General features: G+C 71.8%; 16 protein-coding genes and 1 riboswitch. Of the genes, 5 read left to right on the top strand and 11 right to left on the bottom strand.

Annotation, left to right across the window (positions count from 1 at the left end):
* Window positions 1-29: 29 nt before the first annotated feature.
* The gene (locus OG974_RS02220; RefSeq protein WP_327279276.1) at window positions 30-728 is read left to right on the top strand and encodes a hypothetical protein; all 699 of its coding nucleotides are present in this window, start codon (window positions 30-32) and stop codon (window positions 726-728) included.
* Between the two features lie 76 nt (window positions 729-804).
* Here OG974_RS02220 and OG974_RS02215 read toward each other — a convergent pair whose 3' ends face one another.
* From OG974_RS02215 to cobG, 3 genes are read right to left on the bottom strand one after another with little or no spacing between them, the layout of a single operon-like run.
* Entirely contained in the window at window positions 805-2,298 is a 1,494-nt protein-coding gene (locus tag OG974_RS02215) for a precorrin-2 C(20)-methyltransferase (RefSeq protein WP_328764166.1), read from the bottom strand.
* Window positions 2,295-2,942 carry a precorrin-8X methylmutase gene (locus OG974_RS02210; RefSeq protein WP_082410948.1) on the bottom strand — a complete coding sequence of 216 codons (648 nt, stop codon included), beginning with the start codon at window positions 2,940-2,942 and terminating at the stop codon, window positions 2,295-2,297. Before OG974_RS02210 ends, OG974_RS02215 begins: the two co-directional genes overlap by 4 nt.
* Window positions 2,939-4,243, bottom strand: coding sequence for a precorrin-3B synthase (gene cobG, locus OG974_RS02205; protein WP_327279274.1), 1,305 nt, complete (start codon window positions 4,241-4,243; stop codon window positions 2,939-2,941). Before cobG ends, OG974_RS02210 begins: the two co-directional genes overlap by 4 nt.
* A gap of 267 nt (window positions 4,244-4,510) precedes the next feature.
* A riboswitch (cobalamin riboswitch) is annotated at window positions 4,511-4,650 on the top strand.
* Between the two features lie 32 nt (window positions 4,651-4,682).
* Here cobG and cobN point away from each other — a divergent pair.
* Window positions 4,683-8,294: a cobaltochelatase subunit CobN gene (gene cobN / locus OG974_RS02200; protein WP_371645202.1), complete on the top strand. Its 3,612-nt coding sequence runs from the start codon at window positions 4,683-4,685 to the stop codon at window positions 8,292-8,294.
* Window positions 8,295-8,382: 88 nt separating this feature from the next.
* Here the strand turns inward: cobN and OG974_RS02195 are convergent, their stop codons facing one another.
* Together OG974_RS02195 and OG974_RS02190 are read right to left on the bottom strand one after the other, a co-directional pair.
* On the bottom strand, window positions 8,383-9,609 hold the full coding sequence (locus OG974_RS02195) for a cytochrome P450 (RefSeq protein WP_371645200.1): 1,227 nt from the start codon (window positions 9,607-9,609) through the stop codon (window positions 8,383-8,385).
* Window positions 9,602-10,672, bottom strand: a complete 1,071-nt coding sequence (locus tag OG974_RS02190; RefSeq protein ID WP_328764164.1) for a cytochrome P450 — start codon at window positions 10,670-10,672, stop codon at window positions 9,602-9,604. Before OG974_RS02190 ends, OG974_RS02195 begins: the two co-directional genes overlap by 8 nt.
* Before the next feature lie 824 nt (window positions 10,673-11,496).
* On the opposite strand from OG974_RS02190, the gene OG974_RS02185 reads away from it, so the two are divergent.
* The gene (locus tag OG974_RS02185) at window positions 11,497-13,737 is read left to right on the top strand and encodes a germacradienol/geosmin synthase (protein WP_371645199.1); all 2,241 of its coding nucleotides are present in this window, start codon (window positions 11,497-11,499) and stop codon (window positions 13,735-13,737) included.
* A gap of 101 nt (window positions 13,738-13,838) precedes the next feature.
* On the opposite strand, the gene OG974_RS02180 is transcribed toward OG974_RS02185, so the two are convergent.
* The 6 genes from OG974_RS02180 to OG974_RS02155 form a co-directional block, all read right to left on the bottom strand.
* On the bottom strand, window positions 13,839-15,110 hold the full coding sequence (locus OG974_RS02180) for a YncE family protein (protein ID WP_327279270.1): 1,272 nt from the start codon (window positions 15,108-15,110) through the stop codon (window positions 13,839-13,841).
* Between the two features lie 160 nt (window positions 15,111-15,270).
* Window positions 15,271-16,434, bottom strand: coding sequence for an XdhC/CoxI family protein (locus OG974_RS02175; protein ID WP_327279269.1), 1,164 nt, complete (start codon window positions 16,432-16,434; stop codon window positions 15,271-15,273).
* Between the two features lie 74 nt (window positions 16,435-16,508).
* Entirely contained in the window at window positions 16,509-17,972 is a 1,464-nt protein-coding gene (locus tag OG974_RS02170) for an NCS2 family permease (protein WP_327279268.1), read from the bottom strand.
* A 357-nt stretch (window positions 17,973-18,329) separates the two neighbouring features.
* Window positions 18,330-20,732, bottom strand: a complete 2,403-nt coding sequence (gene pucD / locus OG974_RS02165; protein ID WP_327279267.1) for a xanthine dehydrogenase subunit D — start codon at window positions 20,730-20,732, stop codon at window positions 18,330-18,332.
* 2 nt (window positions 20,733-20,734) lie between these two features.
* Entirely contained in the window at window positions 20,735-21,340 is a 606-nt protein-coding gene (locus tag OG974_RS02160; RefSeq protein ID WP_327279266.1) for a (2Fe-2S)-binding protein, read from the bottom strand.
* Window positions 21,341-21,342: 2 nt separating this feature from the next.
* The gene (locus OG974_RS02155) at window positions 21,343-22,236 is read right to left on the bottom strand and encodes a xanthine dehydrogenase family protein subunit M (RefSeq protein ID WP_266634408.1); all 894 of its coding nucleotides are present in this window, start codon (window positions 22,234-22,236) and stop codon (window positions 21,343-21,345) included.
* Window positions 22,237-22,490: 254 nt separating this feature from the next.
* Between OG974_RS02155 and OG974_RS02150 the strand changes: the two genes are divergently transcribed.
* Window positions 22,491-24,173, top strand: a complete 1,683-nt coding sequence (locus OG974_RS02150) for a PucR family transcriptional regulator ligand-binding domain-containing protein (RefSeq protein ID WP_327279265.1) — start codon at window positions 22,491-22,493, stop codon at window positions 24,171-24,173.
* A gap of 169 nt (window positions 24,174-24,342) precedes the next feature.
* On the top strand, window positions 24,343-25,104 hold the full coding sequence (locus OG974_RS02145; RefSeq protein ID WP_327279264.1) for a hypothetical protein: 762 nt from the start codon (window positions 24,343-24,345) through the stop codon (window positions 25,102-25,104).
* Window positions 25,105-25,117 lie beyond the last annotated feature (13 nt).

The following is a 25,117-nucleotide window of genomic DNA, read 5'->3' as shown; positions in this document are numbered from 1 at the left end:
CGTCAGTGGGGTCTCTTACTCTCGTCGGCATGAACTCCACCACCCTCCTGGTCCACGACGGCTCCGCCGCGCCCGATGCCCCGGTCACCCGTGTCGGGGGCCTTCCGCTGGCGCCCGCCGGCACGCAGTGGCCCACCTGTACGACCTGCTCCGGGCCGCTGCAGTTCATCGCGCAGATGGTCCTCGACGGCGGGCGCGGGGTCCTCTCGGTCTTCATGTGCGCGAACGACCCGGGCAGCTGCGCCGAATGGAGCGCGACGGCCGGCGGCAACAGGGCGTACCTCTTCCCGCCGGCCGGGCTGGTGCCGATACCGCTGCCCGCGCTCCCCGACGACGAGGACGACGAGGACGAGGACGACGACGAGGACGACGAGGACGAGGACGACGAGGACGAGGACGACGAGGACGACGACGTCCGGCAGCTCGGGGCGGTCCGTGCCGTCGAACGGGTGGAGGTGGCCCAGCCGGGGTACCGGTCTGCCGCCAAGGCCTGGTCCGAGCGGAGCGGGCGCCCGCCGCGCCACGTGCTCGGGCAGCTCGGCGGCACCCCCGAGTGGCTTCAGAACGACGAGACGCCCGACTGCGCGGGCTGCGGCGGCCCGATGGAGTTCATCGCCCGGCTGGAAGAAGGTCCGGACCCCGTCACCGCCCCCAACTTCGGCTCCGGCAGCGCCTATGCGCACGCCTGCGAGCCCTGCGGCCGGGCGGCGTTCCTCTGGCAGTGCTGAGCGCCCCGCGACGCCCGGCCCCGGACGCCTCCCGCCCGGGCGCTCCGGGGCGCCCGGGGGTCGCACGTGCTGCCGGTCAGGCCTCCGGGTAGCGGCGCGGGGTCCAGGTGACGCGGGTGCCGTCCGGGCGCTCGGTGACCTGGGTCTGCGAGGAGCCGATCAGCAGGATGGTGCGCATGTCCACCTCGGACGGCTCCAGTTCGCCGAGCGAAAGGACGCGGACCGACTGCTCGGGACCGCCCACGTCCCGGGCGACGACCACCGGGGTCTGCGCCGAACGCAGCTCCAGCAGCAGCTCCTTGGCCTGGGCGACCTGCCAGGTCCGGCTGCGCGAGCCCGGGTTGTACAGGGCGAGCACCAGGTCCGCCGCGGCGGCGGCGCGCAGCCGCTCCGCGATGACCTCCCACGGCTTGAGCCGGTCGGAAAGGGAGACGGTGGCGTAGTCGTGGCCGAGCGGGGCCCCGGCCGCGGCGGCCGCCGCGTTGGCTGCGGTCACCCCCGGCAGGACCCGTACGGGCACGTCCTTGTACTGCGGCTGCCCGGCGACCTCCAGGACGGCGGTGGCCATGGCGAAGACGCCCGGGTCGCCGCCGGAGACCACGGCCACCCGCTTGCCGCGGCGGGCGAGGTCGAGCGCGAACTCGGCGCGCTCCGACTCGACCTTGTTGTCGGAGCCGTGCCGGACCTGGCCCGGCTTCCCGGGGACCCGGTCCAGATAGGTGGTGTACCCGACGAGCACCTCGGCGTCGGCCAGGGCCCGCCGCGTCTCGGGGGTCAGCCAGAGCGGCCCGGCCGGTCCGGTGCCGACGACCACGACCTCGCCGGGGCCCGACGGGACGCTGCCCGGGTTGCCGATGCGGCTGGGCACGACGGCGACGGCGAAGTACGGCACGCTCTCGGGATCGGTGTCGGCGAGGACGCCGGTCCGCTCCCCCGCCATGGTGGCGCGTTCGACGTAGCGGGCCTCCGCGAGGCGCCCGCTGCCCTCCATGGCGCGGCGCACGGCCGGGAAGGTCCGGCCGAGCTTCATCACGACCGCGGAGTCGGTGGCGGCGAGGCGGGCGGTGAGCTCGTCCTCCGGGAGGGTGCCGGGAAGGATCGTCAGCACCTCCTCGCCCTCGACGAGCGGGGTGCCGAGCCGGGCGGCGGCGGCGCTCACCGAGGTCACTCCGGGGATCACCTCGGCCTGGTAGCGGTCGGCGAGCCGCTTGTGCATGTGCATGTACGAGCCGTAGAAGAGCGGGTCGCCCTCGGCCAGCACGGCGACGGTCCGGCCGGCGTCCAGGTGGGCGGCCAGCCGGGCGGCGGACTCCTCGTAGAACTCCTCCATCGCCCCCTGGTAGCCGCCGGGGTGGTCGGTGGTCTCGGTGGTGACCGGGTAGACCAGCGGCTCCTCGATGTGGTCCGCGCGCAGGTGCCCGGCGGCGATCGAGCGGGCGATCGAGCGGCCGTGGCGGGCGCTGTGGTACGCGACGACCTGCGCCTCGGCGATCACCTCGACGGCCCGCAGCGTCATCAGGGAGGGGTCGCCGGGGCCGAGCCCGACGCCGTACAGCTTTCCGGTGCTCATTCTTCCTCGCTCGCGATCGCGTTGACGGCGGCTGCGGCGATGGCGCTGCCACCGCGCCGGCCGCGCACGATCAGGTGGTCGAGCCCGGAAGCGTGGGCGGCGAGCGCGTCCTTGGACTCGGCGGCGCCGATGAAGCCGACCGGGACCCCGATGACGGCGGCGGGGCGCGGCGCGCCCTCCTCGATCATCTCCAGCAGCCGGAACAGGGCGGTCGGCGCGTTGCCGACGGCGATCACGGAGCCCTCCAGCAGGCCGCGGTCGCGCCAGACTTCGAGTGCGGCGGCGCTGCGCGTGGTGCCCATCTTCGCGGCGAGGGCCGGCACGGCCGGGTCGGAGAGGGTACAGATCACCTCGTTGTCGGCGGGCAGCCGCTTGCGGGTGACGCCGCTGGCGACCATCTGCACGTCGCAGAGGATCGGCGCGCCCGCGGTCAGGGCGGCGCGCGCGCGGAGCACGACGTCCGGGGTGTAGCCGAGGTCCTGGGGCAGGTCGGTCATTCCGCAGGCGTGGATCATGCGCACCGCGACCTGGGCGACGGAGGCGGGCAGCCCGGAGAGGTCCGCCTCGGCGCGGATCGTGGCAAAGGACTGGCGGTAGATCGCCGCGCCGTCCTTCTCGTACTCGAACACTGTGTACTCGCTCATTTCTTCGCTGCGTCGTGGGAGGTGGTGCGGCGTGCGTCCGCGAGGGCCGCGGGAAGTTCGGGGGTGCGCAGGCCCCGGCGCGGGGTGCCGCCGGCCGCGGTGAGGTCGTACCCCGCGCGGGTGGCGACCACGTCCACCCATGCGGTGCCGCGGGGGTGCCCGCACCGGCGTTCGCAGCCGGACCAGTGCACGGGCAGCAGACCGGTCGCCCGTACGACGACGGCCTGCGCGTCGGCGCGGACGTCCGCAAGGGATTTGGCGCAACCGGGGCGGCCGGTGCAGGCGGTGACCGACCGCCAGGGACTGTCGCCGGCGGTGATCAGCCCGGCCTCCGCGAGGCCCAAGAGGGCGTCGGCGGCGGTTTCCGCGGGCAGGTCGGGGACGATGATCCCGCGCCAGGGGGTGAGGCGGATGCGGCCGGTGAGGCCGGCCAGCCGGCGCCACTGCGCGGTGGTCAGGCGGCCGAGCGGGGCGAGCACGCTGAGCGCGGTGACGCCGTCGGGGCCTTCGACGAGGCCGGGCTCGGGAGCCGGCCCGTGCGCGGCGGCGGTGTCCCCCACGAGGACGGCATCGATCCCGGCGGCGGCCAGTCGGGCGGCCAACCCGGCCGCGTGCAGGGCGTGTTCGGCGGGCAGCTCGGCAACCCGCCAGGCCCGGGTGCCGGCTTCGAGGGCGGCGTCGAGGAAGTACGCGGCGGCTTCGAGGGCGGCCCGGGGGGCGTCGGCGGCGGCCACGAGCACGGCGTCGGCCGGATCGGCCGTCCACAGCAGGGCCCGGTCGGCGTCCCGGGCGGCCAGGTTCACGTCCGCGGCGAGCGAGGTCACGTCACCGCGGCCGTCGTCGAGGGCGAACAGGAACCGCCCGGACAGCCGGGCCGCGGGCGCGCTGGCGCAGAGCAGCCGGTCCAGCTCCGCGACCCAGGGGGCCACGTCGGGCAGTCCACGCCGGTCCAGGCCGGTCAGCGGCGAGGCGACGATGTTGCGGACCCGCTCGTGCGTGGGCGCGGGCAGCAGCGCGGCGCGCACGAGCACGGCCTCCAGCTCGCCGCCGCAGCCGGCACCGAGCCCGCGCAGTTGCGCGTTGCCGCGTGAGGTGAGGTCGATGTGGCCGTCTCCGAGCCGGTCCGCGGCGTCCGCCAGCAGCAGGGCCGCGTCCGCGTCGAGCATCCCACCGGGGATCCGGACGCGGGCCAGGAACCCGTCGTCCGCGGCGTGCAGCCGCAGCGCACCGGGGCAGGCGTCACCGCGGTCGCGTATGACGGGTTCGTCCCGCGATGCGGCGGAGGGGGGCTGGGGCGGCATGGCGGCGAGCATACCCACGATTGCCCCGCCCCGGCCTGTGGCCGTCACCACCCCACCCTTCCCCGTTCGACCTGCCGGGACACCTCCCGCACTCCCTGCACCGGCCCCGCTCGACGAGTTGGCCGCCCCCACCGAGCGGGCGCCTGCCGGCCGGGCGCTCCCCGGCGCGCGGGCTGCGGCGCACAACGGCACGGTTGCGCAAGGCCGGGCGTGCGCCGGGGGCGCGGGCGGGGCGGGGCACCCCCACTCCCGGCCAGGGAGAACGGCACCTAAGATGACCACCGGCGGAGCCACGTGGCCCCGCCGGGAGGAAGCCCGGTGCGAATCCGGCGCGGTCCCGCCACTGTGAATCCTGCGGAGCAACCCGCCGGGTGAGTCAGGAACTCCCGCTGTTCTCACTGCCCGGGGCGCGGAAACCCCGAGGAAGGCCTGCCGCCGCATGATCCTGCTGCTGTCGACGTCCGACACCGATCTGCTCAGCGCCCGCGCCGCCGCGGACGGCCCCGTGCCGTACCGGTTCGCGAACCCCTCCCGCCTTCCCCTCGACGACCTCCCCGGGCTGCTCGACGGCGTCGACCTGGTCGTCGTACGCCTCCTCGGCGGCCTGCGCGCCTGGCAGGACGGGCTCGACCTGCTCCTGGCTCCCGAACAGACCCGTCCGGTGGTCGTCCTCACCGGCGAACAGGCCCCGGACGCACAGCTGATGGAGGCCTCCACGGTCCCGATCGGCATCGCCGCCGAGGCACACGGCTACCTCGCCCACGGTGGTCCCGCCAACCTGGACCAGCTGGCCCGGTTCCTCTCCGACACCGTGCTGCTGACCGGCCACGGCTTCGAGCCGCCCGCCGCCGCGCCGACCTGGGGCCCGCTGGAGCGCACCCCCGTGCGCCCGTACGGCCCGCGGATCGCCGTGCTGTACTACCGCGCCCACCAGATGAGCGGCAACACCGCCTTCGTGCACGCCCTGTGCGACGCGATCGTGGAGACCGGCGGCACGCCCGTCCCGCTGTACGTTTCCTCCTTGCGCACGCCGGAGCCGGAGCTGATCGCCGAGCTGGAGTCGGCGGACGCCATCGTCACGACGGTGCTCGCGGCCGGCGGCACCAAGCCCGCCACCGCCTCGGCCGGCGGTGACGACGAGTCCTGGGACGCGGGCGCGCTGGCCGCGCTCGGGGTGCCGATCCTCCAGGCCCTGTGCCTGACCGGCTCGCGCAGCGCCTGGGAGGAGAGCGACGAGGGCCTGTCCCCGCTCGACGCCGCGACGCAGGTCGCCGTACCGGAGTTCGACGGCCGTCTGATCACCGTCCCGTTCTCCTTCAAGGAGCTCGACGAGGACGGCCTGCCCGCGTACGTGGCCGACCCCGAGCGCGCCGCCCGCGTCGCCGGCATCGCCGTGCGGCACGCCCGGCTGCGGCACATCGAGCGCCGCGACAAGAAGATCGCCCTCGTCCTGTCCGCGTACCCCACCAAGCACTCCCGCATCGGCAACGCGGTCGGCCTCGACACCCCGGCCAGCGCCGTGGAGCTGCTGCGCACGCTCATCGCGGGCGGCTACGACTTCGGCCCGGTAGAGGACGTCCCGGGCCTGGTGTCCGGCGACGGCGACGAGCTGATCCGCGCCCTGATCGAGGCCGGCGGCCACGACCAGGACTGGCTGACCGAGGAGCAGCTGGCCCGCAACCCGGTCCGGATCCCGGCCGCCGACTACAAGCGCTGGTTCGCGGAGCTCCCGGCCGAGCTGCGCGAAAGCGTCGAGGAGCACTGGGGCGAGGCCCCGGGCAACATGTTCGTGGACCGTTCGGCCAACCCGGACGGCGACATCGTCCTGGCGGCGCTGCGCCGCGGGAACCTGCTCATCCTGATCCAGCCGCCGCGCGGATTCGGCGAGAACCCGATCGCGATCTACCACGACCCGGACCTGCCGCCCTCGCACCACTACCTGGCGGCGTACCGCTGGATCCAAGCCCGCGCCGAGGACGGCGGTTTCGGCGCCGACGCGATGATCCACCTGGGCAAGCACGGCAACCTGGAGTGGCTGCCGGGCAAGAACGCCGGCCTGTCGGCGGCCTGCGCGCCGGACGCCGCGCTCGGCGACCTGCCGCTGATCTACCCGTTCCTGGTCAACGACCCGGGCGAGGGCACGCAGGCCAAGCGCCGCGTGCACGCCACCCTGGTCGACCACCTGGTGCCGCCGATGGCGCGCGCGGAGTCGTACGGCGACATCGCTCGCCTGGAGCAGCACCTGGACGAGTACGCGCAGATCTCCGCGATGGACCCGGCGAAGCTGCCGGCCATCCGCGCCCAGATCTGGACGCTGATCCAGGCCGCGAAGCTGGACCACGACCTGGGGTTGGAGGAGCGTCCGGACGACGACGGCTTCGACGACTTCCTGCTGCACGTCGACGGCTGGCTGTGCGAGGTCAAGGACGCCCAGATCCGCGACGGCCTGCACGTCCTGGGCGGCGCCCCGACCGGCGGGGCCCGGGTCAACCTGGTCCTCGCGATCCTGCGCGCCCGCCAGATCTGGGGCGGTACGACGGCCCTGCCCGGCCTGCGCGAGGCGCTCGGCCTGGACGAGTCCGCGGCCACCCGTACGACCGCCGACCAGGCGGAGGAGACGGCCCGCGCGCTGGTACAGGCGATGGAGGACGCGAACTGGGCCCCGGAGGCGGTGGCTTCGGTCGCCGGCAGGTACTCGGCGGACGTGGCGGCCGTACTGGACTTCGCGGTCCGCGAGGTCGTCCCGCGGCTGGCCGGCACAACCGACGAGATCGCCCACGTGGTGAGCGCCCTCGACGGCGCCTTCGTCCCGGCGGGCCCGTCCGGGTCGCCGCTGCGCGGCCTGGTGAACGTGCTCCCGACCGGCCGGAACTTCTACTCGGTGGACCCGAAGGCCGTCCCCTCCCGCCTCGCGTGGGAGACCGGTCAGGCGCTCGCCGAGTCCCTGCTGAACCGCTACCGCACGGACAACGGCGAGTGGCCGGCCTCGGTCGGCCTGTCCCTGTGGGGCACCAGCGCGATGCGCACCTCCGGCGACGACGTCGCCGAGGCGCTGTCGCTGCTCGGCATCCGCCCCGTCTGGGACGAGGCCTCGCGTCGCGTCACCGGTCTGGAGCCGATCCCGCTCGACGAGCTGGGCCGCCCGCGCATCGACGTCACGCTGCGCATCTCGGGCTTCTTCCGGGACGCGTTCCCGCACGTCATCGGCCTGCTGGACGACGCCGTACGGCTCGCCGCCTCGCTCGACGAGCCGGCCGCGCAGAACTTCGTCCGGGCCCACGCCCAGGCGGACCTGGCCGAGCACGGCGACGAGCGCCGCGCGACGACCCGTATCTTCGGCTCGCGCCCGGGCACGTACGGCGCCGGCATCCTCCAGCTGATCGACTCCCGAGACTGGCGTACGGACGCCGACCTCGCGGAGGTCTACACGGTGTGGGGCGGGTACGCGTACGGCCGCGGTCTGGAGGGCCGGGCGGCGCGCGAGGAGATGGAGACCGCGTACAAGCGGATCACGGTGGCCGCGAAGAACACGGACACCCGCGAGCACGACATCGCCGACTCGGACGACTACTTCCAGTACCACGGCGGCATGGTGGCCACGGTCCGCGCACTGCGGGGCACGGCCCCGGAGGCGTACATCGGCGACTCCACCCGCCCGGAGACGGTCAAGACCCGCACCCTGGTGGAGGAGACCTCCCGCGTCTTCCGCGCCCGCGTGGTCAACCCCAAGTGGATCGAGGCGATGCGCCGCCACGGCTACAAGGGCGCCTTCGAGCTGGCGGCGACGGTCGACTACCTCTTCGGCTACGACGCCACGACGGGCGTGGTGGCGGACTGGATGTACGACAAGCTGACGCAGACGTACGTCTTGGACCCCGAGAACCGCGCCTTCCTGGAGGAAGCCAACCCCTGGGCCCTGCACGGCATCGCGGAGCGGCTGCTGGAGGCCGAGTCGCGCGGCATGTGGGAGAAGCCGGACCCGCAGGTCCTCGAAGCCCTGCGCCAGGTGTACCTGGACACCGAGGGCAATCTGGAGGGCGAGGCGGAGTAGTCCGCGCGTCGACGTCCACAGCGAAGGAGCCGCCCTCCCCGCCCTCCCCTGCCGGGGCGCGGAGGGCGGCTCCTTCGTCGGTACCCCCTCAGTCCAGCCGTACGGGCAGGCTGAGCAGGCCCCGGTGGCGGGGGTTGGACTGCCACCGCGCCTCGTGCGCCTCGTGCAGCCGCAGGCGGGGGAAGCGTTCGACGATCCGGGTGAGGGCGATCTCGCCCTGGAGACGGGCGAGCGGCGCCCCGATGCAGTGGTGGATGCCGTGACCGAAGGCCAGGTGTCGGCCCGCGTCGGCCCGGCCGATGTCGAACCGGTCGGGGTCGGCGAAGACGGCGGGGTCCCGGTCGGCGCCGAGCAGCGAGATCTGCACGAAGTCGCCCTTGCGGATGGTCACTCCGCCCACCGTGATGCGCTCGGTGGCGTAGCGCAGCGAGGCAAGGCCGGACGGGGACTCGTATCGCAGGACCTCTTCGACCGCTCCTTGCGCCCGTGCCGGGTTGGCGCGCAGCGCGGCCAGCTGGTCGGGGTGGGTGAGCAGGGCGTGGATGCCGTTCGCGACGAGGTTGACCGTGGTCTGGTGTCCGGCGACGACGAGGAGGAAGGACATGGAGGTGATCTCGTCCTCGGTGAGGGCGTCGCCGTCCTCGTCGCGGGCGGTGAGCAGGGCGGACAGCAGCCCGTCGTCCACCGGGTCCTCGCGTTTGAGGGCGATGAGGGCGCGGAGGTAGGCCAGCATGCTCTCCGCGGTGAAGACGGAGACCTCGCCGTCGTCTTGGCCGCCGCCGAGGCTGTTGCCGCGTATCCGGAGGATCTCGTGGTCGGCGTCGGAGGCGCCGAACAGCTCGAAGACGACGGCGACCGGCAGCGGGAGGGCGAACTCGGAGATCAGCTCCGCTTCGGCCTTGCCGTCGAGGGCGTCGAGCAGTTGGGTGACGAGCTGCTCGACCATGGGGCGCAGGCTCGCGGTGCGGCGGGCGGTGAACGCCTTCTGTACGAGCCTGCGCAGGCGGGTGTGGTCGGGCGGGTCGGCGTTGAGCATGTGCGAGAACATCGCCGCTCCGGGGCCCTCGGTGAGCCCGGTGTGCCGGCCGAACCGCTGGACGGCCTGGTTCTTCGACAGCCGCGGGTCGGCGAGCAGAGCCTTGGCCTGCGCGTGCCCGGTGACGACCCAGCCTTCGATCGCGCCGGGGCCGGGGTAGCGGACGTACCGGATGCCGCCGTCGCGGCGCCAGTTCCGGTAGATCTCGTGGGCGTGGCCGTGCCAGTCGTTGTCCAGGACTTCCACGATCTCGGGGTGCTGGGCCTTGCGGTCACGCATGCTTCACCCGGTTCCTGTGGCCGATGTGGACGGTCTTCACTCCGAGGAGCCCGACGAGCGGCACGTCGGCGGTGCGCTGGCCCGGGGCGACGACGAGCCCGGTCCGGCGGATGTGGTCGAGCAGGAGCTCCGCGAGCGGCATCACCATGTGCCGTCCCCAGCAGCGCTCGCTCGCGTGGCCGAACGGCATGTAGCCGGGGGTGGTGTCCGGGTCGAGGGTGTCCCAGCGGGCGGGCCGGAACTCCTGCGGGGCGTCCCACAGGGCGGGGTCGCGGTGGGTGAGCAGCGGCAGCACCAGTACGTCGTCGCCGGGGCCGATGCGGGAGTCGAGGGCGGGGTACTCGGGGCAGCGGTTGCGCAGCAGGTTCCAGGAGGGCGGCAGCAGCCGCATCGCCTCGTGGAGGATGTTGCGGTTCGAGTCGCCGTCGTCGAAGGGGGCGCCGAGCCACAGGGCGTTGGCGACGAGGGTCGAGACGGTGAAACAGACGGGGGCGGCCGCGCGCCGGTACATGCCCATGGCGTACCGGCGGTCGTGGTAGCCCTCGGCCTCGGCGAACAGGCCGGCGATGTGCGTCAGGTGCGGGCCGGGCCGGGGCCGGCGCGGGAGCGCGGCTCCGGCGACGATCGTGGACCAGGTCAGCTTCGGGTCGATCTCCAGCGTCCGGGACATCAAGATCCGCAGCCGGTGGGGATCGTCGCGCAGGATCAGGTCGCGCAGGAAATTGTGTCCGGTCAGGGGCCACGGTCCCGATAGGTCCGCGTCTTGCGGTATCGGTTCTTCCAGGGCTTTGCGCACGTCTTTCCCGATGGTGCGCATCACCGACGAGGCCTCGGCCTTGGAAATGGACCGGCCGTGCAGGGGCTTGAAGGTGGGCCGCTCGGTCTCGGTCGCCTTTCGAGCAGCGAGAATCCGGTCGGAGAGTTCTGCTCCCGCAATTCCGATGGTATCGGGCTCCAGTCGGACGAGGTCCTTGCCGAGGTGGTCGTCGATGAGCGCCTGGAGTCGCGGGGCGAATACGGTGACACGGCGCGTGCGCGAATCCGTGTGGGACGTGGCTGGCATATGAAAGCTCCGGGGAATGCGGAAGGCCCGTACACGGCGGGGCCGGAGAGTCGGGGGTCCGGCCCTGCCGGGTACGGGCCCGGTTCTAAAATTTTCGGCTTAGTACCAGAAGTACCAGGCGCTCTGCTTCAGGCTCGGCTCGCTCTTCTTGACGAACGAGAGATCCCGGCAGATCGGGGTGCTGCGCAGGACTGCAAGAACCTTGTTCATGTAATTCCCTCTCTTTACGCGTGCTCACGCACATCGATGGATTGACCGGCCAAGGCGGTCGATATGCACGGGAGGTGCATCCGCCTCATTACGTGGCCGGCGCACCGAGTAGACACGCACGGGGTGGAGATAGTCAATGGTCCGGCTTTCGGTCTGACCATTTTCAGCCACCAGTGGCCGGATACATGCGCAGCCCAGTTTGCGGCGCAATACCTTCGAAAGGACCCCTCCACACCATTCGAATGAATTCGAACGCCGTGTGACGGGACGTATACCGGGCGCCCTTTGGAATTGACCCGTCACCCGCACAAAGCCGGTCAGCCTGGCTACTTAGCGGGGAGTCCCGCGATCACGGCACGGTCATGTGGCGTTCGATCGCCGGGTCAACCACGTCCCGCGCGCCGGGCCCGCACGCCGGGCCCGCACGCGCGTCCCGCTTGGCTCAAGGGCTTCTCTAGCTCCCACCGGACCCCGCCGTCGCGGAACGACACCGCCGTCACCTGAAGCGGTGAACTCCCCCTTGTCTCCCCGGCAACAGGGGTAGGGGCCCTGCTGATCTCGTGCGGGGGCCGCGTCCGCAGCCCCCGCGCCCCCGACGAAAGGCCCGTCGCGCCGTGACACAGCCGTTTCGACTGCCGGATTTCTACGTGCCGTATCCGGCACGACTGAACCCCCACCTGGAGGCCGCGAGAACGCACACCAAGCAGTGGGCCCGCGGCTTCGGGATGTTGGAGGGGTCCGGCGTGTGGGACGAGGAGGACCTCGACGCGCACGACTACGCACTGCTGTGCTCGTACACCCACCCCGACTGCGACGGGGCCGCGCTCGACCTGGTCACCGACTGGTACGTGTGGGTGTTCTTCTTCGACGACCACTTCCTGGAGGTCTTCAAGCGCACCCGGGACCGCGAGGGCGCCAGGAAGTACCTCCAAGGGCTTGCCGCGTTCATGCCGATGGACCTCGCGGACGGGTTCCCCGAGCCCTCGAACCCGGTCGAGGCGGGCCTCAAGGACCTGTGGTCGCGGACCGTGCCCAAGATGTCGATGGACTGGAGGGAACGGTTCTCCGAGTCGACGAGGAACCTCCTCGACGAGTCGATGTGGGAGCTCCACAACATCGACATCGGCCGCGTGGCCAACCCGCTCGAATACATCGAGATGCGCCGCAAGGTCGGCGGCGCCCCCTGGTCCGCCGGACTGATCGAGTACGTGTCCGCCGAGGTGCCGGCCCGGGTCGCGCACGCGCGTCCGCTCGAAGTGCTGCGCGACGCCTTCGCCGACGCGGTGCACATCCGCAACGACATCTTCTCCTACCAGCGCGAGGTGGAGCAGGAGGGTGAACTCTCCAACGCCGTCCTGGTCCTGGAGACCTTCCTGGGGTGCACCACCCAGGAGGCCGCCGACCTGTCGAACGACCTGCTGACCTCACGCCTCCAGCAGTTCGAGTACACCGCCCTCGCCGAGGTCCCCGCGCTCGCCGCCCTGCACGGCCTCGACCTCTTCGAGCTGGCGTCCCTCCTCGCGTACGCGAAGGGACTCCAGGACTGGCAGTCCGGCGGCCACGAATGGCACATGGTTTCCAGCCGCTACATGAACGAGGAGGCCAAGGGGGCCAAGGGGACGCCGGCCCCGCTCACCCTGCCGTTCATGCCCACCGGACCGGGCACCGCCGCCCTCGACCTGCGCTCGCTGTTCGCCCCCCGCTCCGCGGAACTGCGCCGGCGCAGCTTCACGCACGTGCCGTTCCAGCGGGTGGGCCCGTCGCTGCTGCCCGACTTCCCCATGCCGTTCCCGCTCACCCTCAATCCCCACCTGGACCAGGCGCGCCGCGAACTGGTGCTCTGGTGCCGGGACATGGGCATGCTGGAACCGCAACCCGGCGATCCCGGCTCCGACATCTGGGACGAGCCCAAGTTGGTCGGCATGGACTTCGCCCTGTGCGCGGCGGGCATCGACCCCGACGCCTCGCCGGAGGCGCTGAACCTCAGTGCGCAGTGGCTGACGTGGGGCACGTACGCGGACGACTACTACCCCAAGGTCTTCGGCGGTGCGAAATCCCCCGGTGCGGCCCGGGCGGCGACCGACCGGCTGGTCTCCCTGCTCACGGACGATCCCGCGCAGGCCCCTGCGCCGGTCACCGTGCTGGAGCGGAGCCTGCAGGAGCTGTGGGTGCGGACCGCCGCCGGGATGGGCGCAGCGATGCGCGCCGAGTTCCGCCAGCACCTCGCCGGAATGCTGGACAGCTGGGTCTGGGAGATCGGCAACACCGCCGTGAACCGGATTCCCGACCCGGTCGACTACGCCGAGATGCGCCGGCTCACCTTCGGTTCGTACCTGACGATGTTCCTGGCCCGACTCGGCCACGAGAGCGACGGCGTCCCGGCCGAGGTCTACCGGAGCGGGGTGATGCGCTCGCTGGAGAGCGCGGCGGCGGACGTCGGGTGCATCATCAACGACCTGTTCTCGTACCAGAAGGAGATCGAGGTCGAGGGCGAGGTCCACAACCACGTCCTGGTCACCCAGAACTTCTTCGACATCGACTACCCACAGGCGTTCGCGATCGTCGCCGACCTGATGGTGCAGCGCACCAAGGAGTTCGAGCACATCCGGGACGACCAGCTGCCGGTGCTCTACGAGGACCACGGCCTCGGCCCCGAAGCACGGGCCTCGCTCGACGCGTACGTGCGGGAGCTGGAGGACTGGCTGGCCGCAGTCCTCAACTGGCACCAGAAGGCGCGCCGTTACCGCGACGAAGACCTGTACCCGAGGCCGGCCGGGCCGACGCCGGGACGGACGCCGGGACCCGGGAGCCCCTCCTTCGGCATGTCGGCGGCCCGGATCTCCCTGCCCACCTGATCCCGCCGGGCGCGTCGCGCACGGCCGCCCGGGCGGTGGCGGGTACTGCCGCCCGGGCGGGCGCGGCCCTGCGGGGGGGGATGGATCGGGGAGGCCGGCTGCTACTGCGGGCCGGTCCACCCCGCCGGAACGTGGCCGATCCGGACGCGCTGCGGGTGGTCGCCGACGGGGACGGACACCCGCTTGGTCCCCGTCGCGAAGTCGATGGCCGTGACCCGGTCGGCGCCGCTCTCGGAGATCACGCAGGCGGTGCCGTCCCCGTCGACGGTGGCCCAGTACGGCTTGTCGGCGGGCACCAGCGGCCCCTCGGTGAGGGAGGCGCGGTCCACGACGGTGGCGTAGTCGTCCATCGTCCCGGCGACACAGAGCTTGGTCCCGTCGGGGCTCATGGACATGCCGTGGTGACGGGAGTCGTTGACCCAGGTGGTGCGGTCCGCGTTGGTGGCGGGGTTGCGGGGGAGCTCCTTGATCCGGGTGATCCGGTCGGTGGCCACGTCGTACTCGACGACCCCGTTGAAGAAGGACACCTGGAAGTAGAGCTTGGACTCGTCCGGACTGAACGACATGGGCCGGACGGCGTCGGACAGGTCCGGGCGACCGAAGGCGTTCAGCCGCTCGCGCATGTCGATGACGCGGACCGTGCGGAAGGTCTGCGCGTCGACGACGGTGATCTTCCGGTCGCCCTTCGTCCAGTCCAGCCACGGCGCGTCCAGGGCGGAGGTCACGTCCCCGATGGCGCTGTTCCATAGGAAGCGGCCGTCCCGGCTGAAGGTGTTCTCGTGCGGTTTGTCGCCGGTGGAGAAGGAACCGACCTGCCGTCCGGTGGCGATGTCGAGGACGTGCACCGTGTTGGCGGTGGAGGCGGAGACGGCGACCCGGGTGCCGTCCGGCGAGACCGCCATGTGGTCGGAGCGGTATCCGGAGACGGGGAAGCGCCAGTTCACCCGGCCCGTCCGCACGTCGATCGAGACGACGTCCGCGAAGCTGGGGCGGGAGGCCACCACAGCAGTGCCGTCGGGGGTGGTGTACATGTCGTCGACGAACTGGTCGTGGCCCTCGCCCGCGCTGCCCCGGATGCCGAGGAAGAAGGCGAGCTTGATCGGGTTGAGGTAGATCTCCCGGAGCCGCTCCTCCTTGTCGGGGATCATGTTGATCCGTCCGACCTTGGCGAGGTCGCCGGTGGAGGCGAGCACGTCGGCGGTGCCCTCCCAGTTGTTGCCTACGAACAGCACCTCGCGCGCGCCGGGGCCGGCCGCATCGGCGGCCGACCCGGCCGCCGATGCGGGGCCCGCCACGAGCGAGGCCGCGGCCAGCACACAGCCGGCGAGGAGCGTACGTACGGGGGTGCGGGCGGTGCGTGCGGTCCGAGACATCCGCTCAACTCCGTTGCAGGAAGGCGCTGTTACCGGCCGGTAAAATAGGCGGAACAGCGAAAGGGCGCAACCCTCACGGGGATTGCGCCCTGCTCTGCCCGACGGCTCCTCAAGTACCGTTCCGGTGCCCCTCCGGCAACGGTGGGGAGCCCGCCGTCCTTCAGGCGACGGAGCCGATCCTGCCGATCACCGTGTTCGAGGTGTCCGGGTGGATCGGTATGTGCGCTCCGGTGAGGGCCGCCCCGGAGCCGCCGCGGCGGTTCGCGACGATCTCGGCGGCGATGGACAGCGCGGTCTCCTCCGGGGAGCGGGCGCCGAGGTCCAGGCCGATCGGGGAGCGCAGCCGGGCCAGCTCCAGCTCGCTCACACCGACCTCGCGGAGCCGCTCGTTGCGGTCCTCGTGGGTGCGGCGGGAGCCCATGGCGCCGACGTAGGCGACGGGCAGCTTCAGGGCGAGCTCCAGGAGCGGGACGTCGAACTTGGCGTCGTGGGTGAGCACGCACAGCACGGTCCGGCCGTCGATCAGACCTGCCGAGGACTGTGCCTCCAGGTAACGGTGCGGCCATTCGACGACGATCCCGTCCGCCTCGGGGAAACGGTTCTTCGTCGCGAACACGGGTCGTGCGTCGCACAGGGTCACGTGGTAGCCGAGGAATTTGCCGATCCGCACCAGGGCGGAGGCGAAGTCGATGGCGCCGAAGACGATCATCCGCGGCGGCGGGACGCTGGACTCGACGAGCACCTTGAGCGGCTCTCCGCAGAGCCTGCCGTCGGCGCCGATCTCCAGCACGCCCGTCCGGCCGGCGTCGAGCATGGCGCGGGCTTCTTCCGCGATGGTGCGGTCCAGCTCGGGGTGCCCCCCGAAACCGCCCTCGTGGCCGTCCTCGCCCCGGACGAGTACGGCGCGGCCCCTGAGCTCGGCCGGACCCTCCGCGATCCTGGCGACCGCCGCGGCCTCCCCGCGGGCGGCCGCGGCCAGCGCGGCCGCGAACACCTTCCGCACCGGGGATCCCACGGGGACCGGCGTGACGAGGATGTCGATGATCCCGCCGCAGGTCAGGCCCACGGCGAAGGCATCGTCGTCGCTGTAGCCGAAGCGCTCCTGGATGGTCTCGCCGTCCTCCAGCGCCTGCTGGCACAGCTCGTACACCGCGCCCTCCACGCATCCGCCGGAAACCGATCCGATGGCCGTGCCCTCGCTGTCGACGGCGAGTGCGGCTCCGGGCTGCCGGGGCGCACTCCCGCCGACCGCCACCACGGTGGCGACGGCGAAGTCACGTCCCTGCTCGACCCACCGGTTCAGTTCTTCGGCGATGTCCAGCATTGCGGCCTCCTCGGAGAGGTTCGGTTTCCAGTATCGGATGCGTGGAGAACGGGGGCCGGATCACCGGCCCGGCCTTACTTCACCCCGAGCCACGCCTCGATCGGGTGGAGGGCGAAGAAGACCAGGAAGACGCCGGTCAGGACCCACATGAAGGCGCCGATCTCGCGGGCCTTGCCCTGCGCGATCTTGATGGCCACGTAGGAGATGACACCGGCGGCGACACCCGGGGTGATCGAGTACGTGAAGGGCATGACCACCACGGTCAGGAAGACCGGGATGGCAGTGGCGGTGTCGGCCCAGTCCACGTGGCGGGCGTTCTGCATCATCATCGCGCCGATGACCACGAGGGCCGCGGAGGCGACCTCACCCGGGACGATCTGCGTGATCGGGGTGAAGAAGAGGCAGGCGGCGAAGAAGAGGCCGGTGACCACGGAGGCGAGGCCCGTGCGGGCTCCCTCACCGACGCCAGTGGCGGACTCGACGAACACGGTCTGGCCGGAGCCGCCGGCCAGGCCGCCGATGGCACCGCCGGCGCCGTCGATGAACAGCGCCTTGGACAGGCCCGGCATGCGGCCCTTGTCGTCGGCGAGCTTGGCCTCGGTACCGACGCCGATGATGGTGGCCATCGCGTCGAAGAAGCCGGCGAGGACCAGGGTGAAGACGATCATGCCGACCGTCATGACGCCGACGTCGCCCCAGCCGCCGAACTCGACCTTGCCGAAGAGCGAGAAGTCGGGCATCGAGACCGCGGAGCCCTCCAGGGTCGGCGGACCGTTGCGCCAGGCCTTCGCGTCGATGTGGGCGACGGCGTTGAGGATCGCGGCGAGCACGGTGCCGCCGACGATGCCGATCAGGATCGCGCCGGGAACCTTGCGGGCCTGCAGCATGAAGATCGTGAGCAGGGTGACGCAGAAGATCAGGACGGGCCAGCCGGCGAGCTCGCCGACGGAACCGAGCTGCACCGGCGGACCGAACTCGGAGCCCTTGCCGACGAAGCCGGCCTTCACGAGCCCGATCAGGGCGACGAACATGCCGATGCCCATGGTGATCGCGTGCTTGAGCGCGAGCGGGATCGCGTTCATGATCATCTCGCGGAGGCCGGTGACGACCAGGAGACAGATCACGACGCCGTACATCACGCACATGCCCATGGCCTGCGGCCAGGTCATCTGCGGGGCGACCTGGGAGGAGAGCACGCCGGAGACCGAGAGGCCCGCGGCCAGGGCGAGCGGGACCTTGCCGACGAATCCCATGAGGAGCGTGGTCAGCGCCGCGGCGAACGCGGTGGCGGTGATGAGGGCCTTCTGGCTCATGGTGTCTCCGGCGACGTCCTTGCCGGAGAGGATCAGCGGGTTGAGCAGGAGGATGTACGCCATGGCCATGAAGGTCGTGACTCCGCCACGAATCTCATTGCCGACGTTGGACCCTCTATGGGTGATGTGAAAGTACCGGTCGAGCCAAGAACGCCCGGCGGGGGTGCGAGAGCCGTCGCCGGCCTCTTCCGCGGTGGTCTTGGGCTCTACAAACGACTGGGTCATGGTGCCTAACTCCCAAGGTTCAAAGGGGCACCCGCATGGAGATTGGAGACGCGGGATTTGGGAAACTCCGTTTGGCTGCACGACCCGGGGTGACGGCCCGAGGCGACGCGAAGGTGCACTGCGTGTACTGCGGGTACTGCGGGGGTTCTGCGGTACGGGTGGCGGCTCCGGGGTGCCGGGGCCACCGGGTGTTGCGGTGGGGGTGTTGCCGGTGGGACGGACCGCGAGCGGTGCGGTTCTCGTGTTCCGGACTTCTGGCTCCGGGCGGTGCGACTGGAAGTGTGACGTTCCCGCTGTCACACCGCCCGGAGAGTCTGTGGGGGTCCGGGGGCCTCGCGGCCCCCGGACCAGGCCGTCCTAGAGGGTGCCGGTGAGGGCTTCCGGACGGATCGGCGTCTTGTTGATCTCCAGACCGGTCGCCTGCCGGATCGCCGCGATGACGGCCGGGGTGGACGAGAGGGTCGGGGCCTCGCCCATTCCGCGCAGGCCGTACGGCGCCTTCGGGTCGGCGAGCTCCAGGACGTCGACCGGGATGGTCGGGGTGTCGAGGATGGTCGGGATCAGGTAGTCCGTGAAGGAGGGGTTGCGCACCTTCGCGGTCTTCGGGTCCACGATGATCTCTTCCATGATCGCGACGCCCAGGCCCTGGGTGGTACCACCCTGGATCTGGCCGACCACGGAGAGCATGTTCAGCGCCTTGCCGACGTCCTGGGCGGTCGCCAGCTCGACGACCTTGACCAGGCCCAGCTCGGTGTCCACCTCGACGACCGCGCGGTGCGCGGCGAAGGTGTACTGGACGTGGCCGTCGCCCTGGCCGGTGACCAGGTCGAACGGGACGGTCGGGTGGTGCCGGTACTCAAGTTCGAGGTCGATCGCCTCGTCCTCCAGGATCTCGGCGATGTCGCCGAGGACCTCTCCGCCGTCGGTGACGACCTTGCCGCCTTCGAGCAGCAGCTCGGCGGTGGCCCACGCCGGGTGGTACGAGCCCTTCTTGCGGCGACCGATCTCCAGGAGCGCCTCGCGGACGGCCTCACAGGTGTTCTTCACCGCGCCACCGGTCATGTACGTCTGCCGCGAGGCGGACGTGGAACCGGCGGAGCCGACCTGGGTGTCGGCCGGGTGGATGGTCACCTGCGTGACGCCCAGCTCGGTACGGGCGATCTGCGCGTGGACGGTGATGCCGCCCTGGCCGACCTCCGCCATGGCCGTGTGGACCATCGCGACGGGCTCGCCGTTGATGACCTCAAGGCGCACGCGGGCGGTGGAGTAGTCGTCGAAGCCTTCGGAGAAGCCGACGTTCTTGATGCCGACCGCGTAGCCGACGCCGCGGACGACGCCCTCACCGTGCGTGGTGTTCGAGAGGCCACCGGGCAGCGCGCGGACGTCCGCACCCTCGCCGGCGGTCTCCCACTGGCGCTCCGGCGGCAGCGGGCGGGCCTTGACCCGGCGCAGCAGCTCGGCGACGGGCGCCGGGGCGTCCACGACCTGGCCGGTGGGCATGATCGTGCCCATCTCCATGGCGTTCAGCTGACGGAACTCCACCGGGTCCATGCCCAGCTTCGCCGCGAGCTTGTCCATCTGGGCCTCGTAGGCGAAGCAGGCCTGGACGGCTCCGAAGCCGCGCATCGCGCCACAGGGCGGGTTGTTCGTGTAGAGCGCGATCGCCTCGATGTCCACGTCCTCCAGGACGTAGGGACCCACCGAGAGGGAGGACGCGTTGCCCACGACCGCCGGGGAAGCGGACGCGTACGCGCCGCCGTCCAGGACGATCTTGCACTTCATGTGCGTGAGCTTGCCGTCCTTGGTGGCGCCGTGCTCGTAGTAGAGCTTCGCCGGGTGCCGGTGCACATGGCCGAAGAAGGACTCGAACCGGTTGTAGACGATCTTGACCGGCTTGTTGGTGGCGAGGGCCAGGAGGCAGGCGTGGATCTGCATCGAGATGTCCTCGCGGCCACCGAAGGCACCGCCGACGCCCGAGAGCGTCATGCGGACCTTCTCCGGCGGGAGGCCCAGGACCGGGGCGATCTGCCCGAGGTCCGAGTGCAGCCACTGGGTGGCGACGTAGAGCTCGACGCCGCCGTCCTCCGACGGCACGGCCAGGCCGGACTCCGGACCGAGGAAGGCCTGGTCCTGCATGCCGAAGGTGTACTCGCCCTCGACGATGACGTCGGCGCGCTTGCGGGCCTCTTCCACGTTGCCGCGGATGATCGGCTGGCGGTGCACGATGTTCGGGTGCGGGACGTGACCGATGTGGTGGTCGTCGCGGCCCTCGTGGATCAGCGGCGCGCCGGGGGCGAGGGCGGAGGCCTCGTCCGTGACGAGCGGCAGCTCACGGTAGTCGATCTTGATCTTGGCGGCCGCGCGGCGGGCGGTCTCCGGGTGGTCGGCGGCCACGAGGGCGACCGGCTCACCGTGGTGACGCACCCGGCCGTTGGCGAGGACCGGGGTGTCCTGGATCTCCAGGCCGTAGTTCTTCATCTCGGCCGGCAGGTCGTCGTACGTCAGGACCGAGTAGACGCCCGGCATGGCCAGCGCCTCGGAGATGTCGATGGAGACGATCTCGGCGTGGGCGACCGTGCTGCGCAGGGTCTGGCCCCACAGCATGTCCTCGTGCCACATGTCCGAGGAGTACGCGAACTCGCCGGTGACCTTGAGGGTGCCGTCGGGACGCAGGACGGACTCGCCGATGCCGCCCTTGTTGTGCTTCTGGGTGACGTTCGTCGGCGAACCGGCGGGCACGGTGCGGGTGTTCTGAGCCATGGTCAGACCGCCTCTCCCTGACGGGCGGCCGCCAGGCGGACCGCGTCGAGGATCTTCTCGTAGCCCGTGCAGCGGCAGAGGTTGCCGGACAGGGCCTCACGGATGTCCTGGTCGGACGGGTCGGAGTTCTGCTCCAGGAGCGCGTCCGCCTGGACGAGCAGACCCGGGGTGCAGAAGCCGCACTGGACGGCGCCGGCGTCGATGAACGCCTGCTGGATGTTGGAGAGCTCGACGCCCTCACCGGTCTGGGAGTCACCGGGCTTGGCGGCCCAGCGCTTGGCCTCGTCGGTGGAGACGCCGTTGCTGCCGCAGCCGCCGCCGGTGCCGCAGGCACCGCCGTGGCCGTGCTCCTCGCGCTGCTTGGCGAAGTCGGCCAGGCCCTCGACGGTCACGACGTCGCGACCCTCGACCTGACCGGCCGCGACCAGGCAGGAACAGACCGGCACGCCGTCGAGGCGGACGGTGCAGGAACCGCACTCGCCCTGCTCACAGGCGTTCTTGGAGCCGGGCAGGCCCAGGCGCTCACGCAGCACGTACAGGAGGGACTCGCCCTCCCACACGTCGTCGGCTTCCTGCGGACGGCCGTTGACAGTGAAATTGACGCGCATGATTACGCAGCCCCTTCGAGCGAGCGGCCGTTCGTGCCGCGGTACTGCTCCCACGTCCAGACGAGCTGACGGCGAGCCATGATGCCGACCGCGTGGCGGCGGTACTTCGCCGTGCCGCGGACGTCGTCGATCGGGTTGGCCGCGCCGGTGGCGAGCTCACCGAACTGCTTGGCGATCGACGGAGTGATGACCTTGCCGGACTCCCAGAAGCCGCCTTCTTCGAGCGCGGCGTTCAGGAACTCCTCGGCGGCCTTCGCGCGGATCGGGGTCGGCGCGGCCGAACCGATGCCGGTGCGGACCGTCCGGGTGTCGGGGTGCAGGGCCAGGCCGAAGGCGCACACGGCGATGACCATCGCGTTGCGGGAGCCGACCTTGGAGTACTGCTGCGGACCGGTGGCGTTCTTGATGTGGACCGTCTTGATGAGCTCGTCGGCGGCGAGCGCGTTGCGCTTGACGCCGGTGTAGAACTCGTCGATCGGGATCAGGCGCGAGCCGCGTACGGACTCGACCTCGACCTCGGCGCCGGCGGCGAGGAGGGCGGGGTGGGAGTCACCGGCGGGCGAGGCGCAACCGAGGTTGCCGCCGACACCGCCGCGGTTGCGGATCTGCGGGGACGCGACCGTGTGCGAGGCGAGCGCGAGACCCGGCAGCGTGCCGCGCAGGTTCTCCATGATCTGTGTGTACGGGACGGAGGCGCCGAGCTTGGTGACCTCCTCGCCTACCTCCCACTCCCGCAGCAGCCCGATGCGGTTGAGGTCAAGGAGGTACTCCGGACGGCGGTGGTCGAAGTTGATCTCGACCATGATGTCGGTGCCACCCGCAATCGGCACAGCTGTGGGGTACTCGGCCTTAGCGGCGAGTGCCTCCTCCCAGCTGGCGGGGCGAAGGAAGTCCATGTGCGGCTCTCTTCTTCTTCATCGTGTCGTTCACTTCAAGCCAGGAGGCCCTGAGGCCCTCGACTGGTCGTTCACGTGCTGTTAACGCGGTGTGGAGCCAGTACACAAGCCGCGCGTCCCCCGGGTGCAGTCACCGAAACCATGAAGGAGTTGGCTGGCGGCCTCCCCAGTCTTGTAGATTCGTATGAAAGGCAGGATGCAACGACCTGCCCGATTTCCAACGGCAACATTCGAGACAGATCGGCGGCGACACCATGCGGCTGCGCGCACTGCTGGAAACCGAGGCGCTGGGGCTGCGGCTGCTGGGCGGCGAGGACGAACTCGACCGGACGGTCCGCGGCGTCATGACGACCGACCTGAGGGATCCCAGCCGATACCTCACCGGAGGTGAACTGGTCCTCACTGGCCTGGCGTGGCGAAGAAATTCAGCCGACTCCGAGCCGTTCGTACGAATCCTGGCGAGCGCCGGCGTCGCGGGCCTCGCGGCCGGAGAGGCGGAGCTGGGGGACGTCCCCGACGATCTCGTTTCAGCCTGTCGGCGCAACCGGCTGCCACTGTTCGCTGTGAACGAAGACGTTGCATTCGCCACGATCACGGAGTACGTGGTGCGGCAGGTCTCGGGCGAGCGCGCGGGAGACCTCGCGGCCGTCGTGGACCGGCACCGCCGTCTGATGACCTCGGGCCCCGCGGGCGGTGGACCCGATGTGGTGCTCGATCTGCTCACCACCGACCTCGATCTGCGCGCCTGGGTGCTGTCCCCCACGGGCCGGCAGATCGCCGGAGCGGGAGAACCCCTGGCACCAGGCGTCTGTGCGGCGCTGGCCGGCGAGCACCTGGCGGCGGTCCGCACCGGGCGCAGGGGCCCGCACCGGATCTCCATCCAGGGTATTACGTACTCCCTGTTCCCGATCAGGGGAGCCGGCCGCGGCCCGGGCGGCCCCGGGGCCCGTGACGTGCGGGAAACCGTGCTCTCGGACTGGCTGCTGGCCGTCGAGGCGGACGCCGGTGACTGGCCCGCCGAGCGGCTCGACCTGCTCCAGGGCGTGACCCAGCTGATCGCTGTCGAGCGGGACCGGCGCGACGCGGCCCGCACCGTGCGCCGCCGCCTCGCCCAGGAGGTGCTGGAGCTGGTCCAGACGGGCGCCCCGCCCGCCGAGATCGCCGCCCGCCTGCGGGTCGCGGCCCCGGTGCTGCTGCCGGGGCTGGGCACCGCCCCGCACTGGCAGGTCGTCGTGGCGCGGGTCGACTGGGACGGCGGGGACATCCCCGGCGGCCCGGTGGCCCAGTCGCTGCTGGAGGAGATCCTGGTCGACCCGTCCGTTTCGGGGCCCGAGCCCTCGGACCGGATCGCGGTGGCCCATGCGGGTGACGAGGCCATCGCGCTCGTCCCGCTGCCCGCCCTGCCCGGGGAGCCCGGCGAGGAGAAGGGCGGCCCGGACAGCGCCCTGCACGCCGACGAGCTGCTCTCCGCCGTACGGGAACCCCTGCAGGCCGGCCTCGACGGCGACGGCCGGCTCACCCTGGGCGTCAGTGCGGCCGTCCACTCCGCAGAGGGGCTGCGCGGGGCGCTGGAGGAGGCCCGGCACGCCCGCCGGGTCGCCGCGGCGCGCCCGGGCCGGGTCTGCGCGGCGGGCCACCACGAGCTGGCCTCGCACGTGCTGCTGCTGCCGTTCGTCCCGGACGACGTGCGCCGCGCCTTCACGGCGCGCCTGCTGGACCCGCTGCGGGACTACGACCGCCGCCACCGCGCGGAGCTCATCCCGACGCTTGAGGCGTTCCTCGACTGCGACGGCTCGTGGACGCGCTGCGCGACGCGGCTGCACCTGCACGTCAACACGCTGCGCTACCGGGTCGGGCGAATCGAGCAGTTGACGGGGCGTGACCTCTCGCGGCTGGAGGACAAGCTCGACTTCTTCCTGGCACTGCGGATGAGCTGAGCAGATCCGGCCAGGGGCGGCGAGGGAGGCCTGACGCGGCGTCCGGACTTTGTGAAAGAGTTCACCCAACCCCTTGGCCGCGGCCGTCGATCCGTGCTCTCATTTCGGCCCAGGGCTCAACGACGTGCTGCTTGGTTGCTTTGGGGAGGGCAATGTGGCGGATACCGCCATGTCCGGTGCCGGAACTGCCGGGGGAGACGACCCCCTCCAGCGGGCGATATGGCGGCTGCGCTCGCGCGGCTGTTGGACCGACGCGGCGGCCCTGCTGACGCCGCACCTACCCGACGCCGGAGCGGCCGTACAACGGACCGCGCTGCTGGTCGAGCGGTGCCTGTTCACCGGGCAGGGCTGGGCGGAGGCGGAGGACGCGCTGCGGGTCGCGGAGGCGGCCGCCCAGGACGACGACGAGCGGGGCGCGGCGGCCTGCGAGCGCGGGCAGCTGGCCTACGCGGCCACCGTGCTCGGGGTCCGGGACCGCTCGGACGAGGCCCGTTCCGCGCTGGGCCGGGCGGCGGCGCTGCTGTCCCCGGGGTCCCGTACGCGGCCCCTGCTGGACTTCCGCCGGGGCCTGGTCGCGGAGCACCTCGCGGACGCGCCCCAGTCGGCGCGGCCCGCGTACCACCGGGCCCACGCGGGGGCACTGGCGCACGGGGACACCCTGCTGCTCTCGTTCACCTGGCGGCACCTGGCGGCGCTGGCGCTGAGGGACGGGGAGGTGGCGGAGGCCCGGCAGGGCTTCGCGGAATCCCTGCGCATCCGGGAGGACCTGGGCTTCCTGATCGGCACGGCCCCCGCACTGGCAGCGCTGGCCGAAGCCGAACCGGAACCGGAGGCGGCCCGGCTGCGCGCGGAGGCCCGTCGCCTGTTCCACCTGCTGGGCGGCATCCCCACCTGGCTGGCGGAGCAACTCCACCCGGCCCCGGCCACCTGAGGCGCCGCCCGGC

The sequence above is a fragment of the Streptomyces sp. NBC_00597 genome (genome assembly GCF_041431095.1).
Classification (GTDB): Bacteria; Actinomycetota; Actinomycetes; order Streptomycetales; family Streptomycetaceae; genus Streptomyces.
The sequence above is the reverse complement of the archived record's forward strand: the minus strand, read 5'-3'. Positions and strand labels throughout refer to the sequence as shown.

Coding starts and splice junctions, on each gene's coding strand:
- OG974_RS02215 (WP_328764166.1), bottom strand. CDS start 2,298: ATGAGCACCGGAAAGCTGTACGGCGTCGGGCTCGGCCCCGGCGACCCC.
- OG974_RS02145 (WP_327279264.1), top strand. CDS start 24,343: ATGTCCGGTGCCGGAACTGCCGGGGGAGACGACCCCCTCCAGCGGGCG.
- OG974_RS02210 (WP_082410948.1), bottom strand. CDS start 2,942: ATGAGCGAGTACACAGTGTTCGAGTACGAGAAGGACGGCGCGGCGATC.
- cobN (WP_371645202.1), top strand. CDS start 4,683: ATGATCCTGCTGCTGTCGACGTCCGACACCGATCTGCTCAGCGCCCGC.
- OG974_RS02155 (WP_266634408.1), bottom strand. CDS start 22,236: ATGGACTTCCTTCGCCCCGCCAGCTGGGAGGAGGCACTCGCCGCTAAG.
- OG974_RS02220 (WP_327279276.1), top strand. CDS start 30: ATGAACTCCACCACCCTCCTGGTCCACGACGGCTCCGCCGCGCCCGAT.
- OG974_RS02190 (WP_328764164.1), bottom strand. CDS start 10,672: ATGCCAGCCACGTCCCACACGGATTCGCGCACGCGCCGTGTCACCGTA.
- OG974_RS02195 (WP_371645200.1), bottom strand. CDS start 9,609: ATGCGTGACCGCAAGGCCCAGCACCCCGAGATCGTGGAAGTCCTGGAC.
- OG974_RS02150 (WP_327279265.1), top strand. CDS start 22,491: ATGCGGCTGCGCGCACTGCTGGAAACCGAGGCGCTGGGGCTGCGGCTG.
- OG974_RS02180 (WP_327279270.1), bottom strand. CDS start 15,110: ATGTCTCGGACCGCACGCACCGCCCGCACCCCCGTACGTACGCTCCTC.
- OG974_RS02175 (WP_327279269.1), bottom strand. CDS start 16,434: ATGCTGGACATCGCCGAAGAACTGAACCGGTGGGTCGAGCAGGGACGT.
- cobG (WP_327279274.1), bottom strand. CDS start 4,243: ATGCCGCCCCAGCCCCCCTCCGCCGCATCGCGGGACGAACCCGTCATA.
- OG974_RS02160 (WP_327279266.1), bottom strand. CDS start 21,340: ATGCGCGTCAATTTCACTGTCAACGGCCGTCCGCAGGAAGCCGACGAC.
- OG974_RS02170 (WP_327279268.1), bottom strand. CDS start 17,972: ATGACCCAGTCGTTTGTAGAGCCCAAGACCACCGCGGAAGAGGCCGGC.
- pucD (WP_327279267.1), bottom strand. CDS start 20,732: ATGGCTCAGAACACCCGCACCGTGCCCGCCGGTTCGCCGACGAACGTC.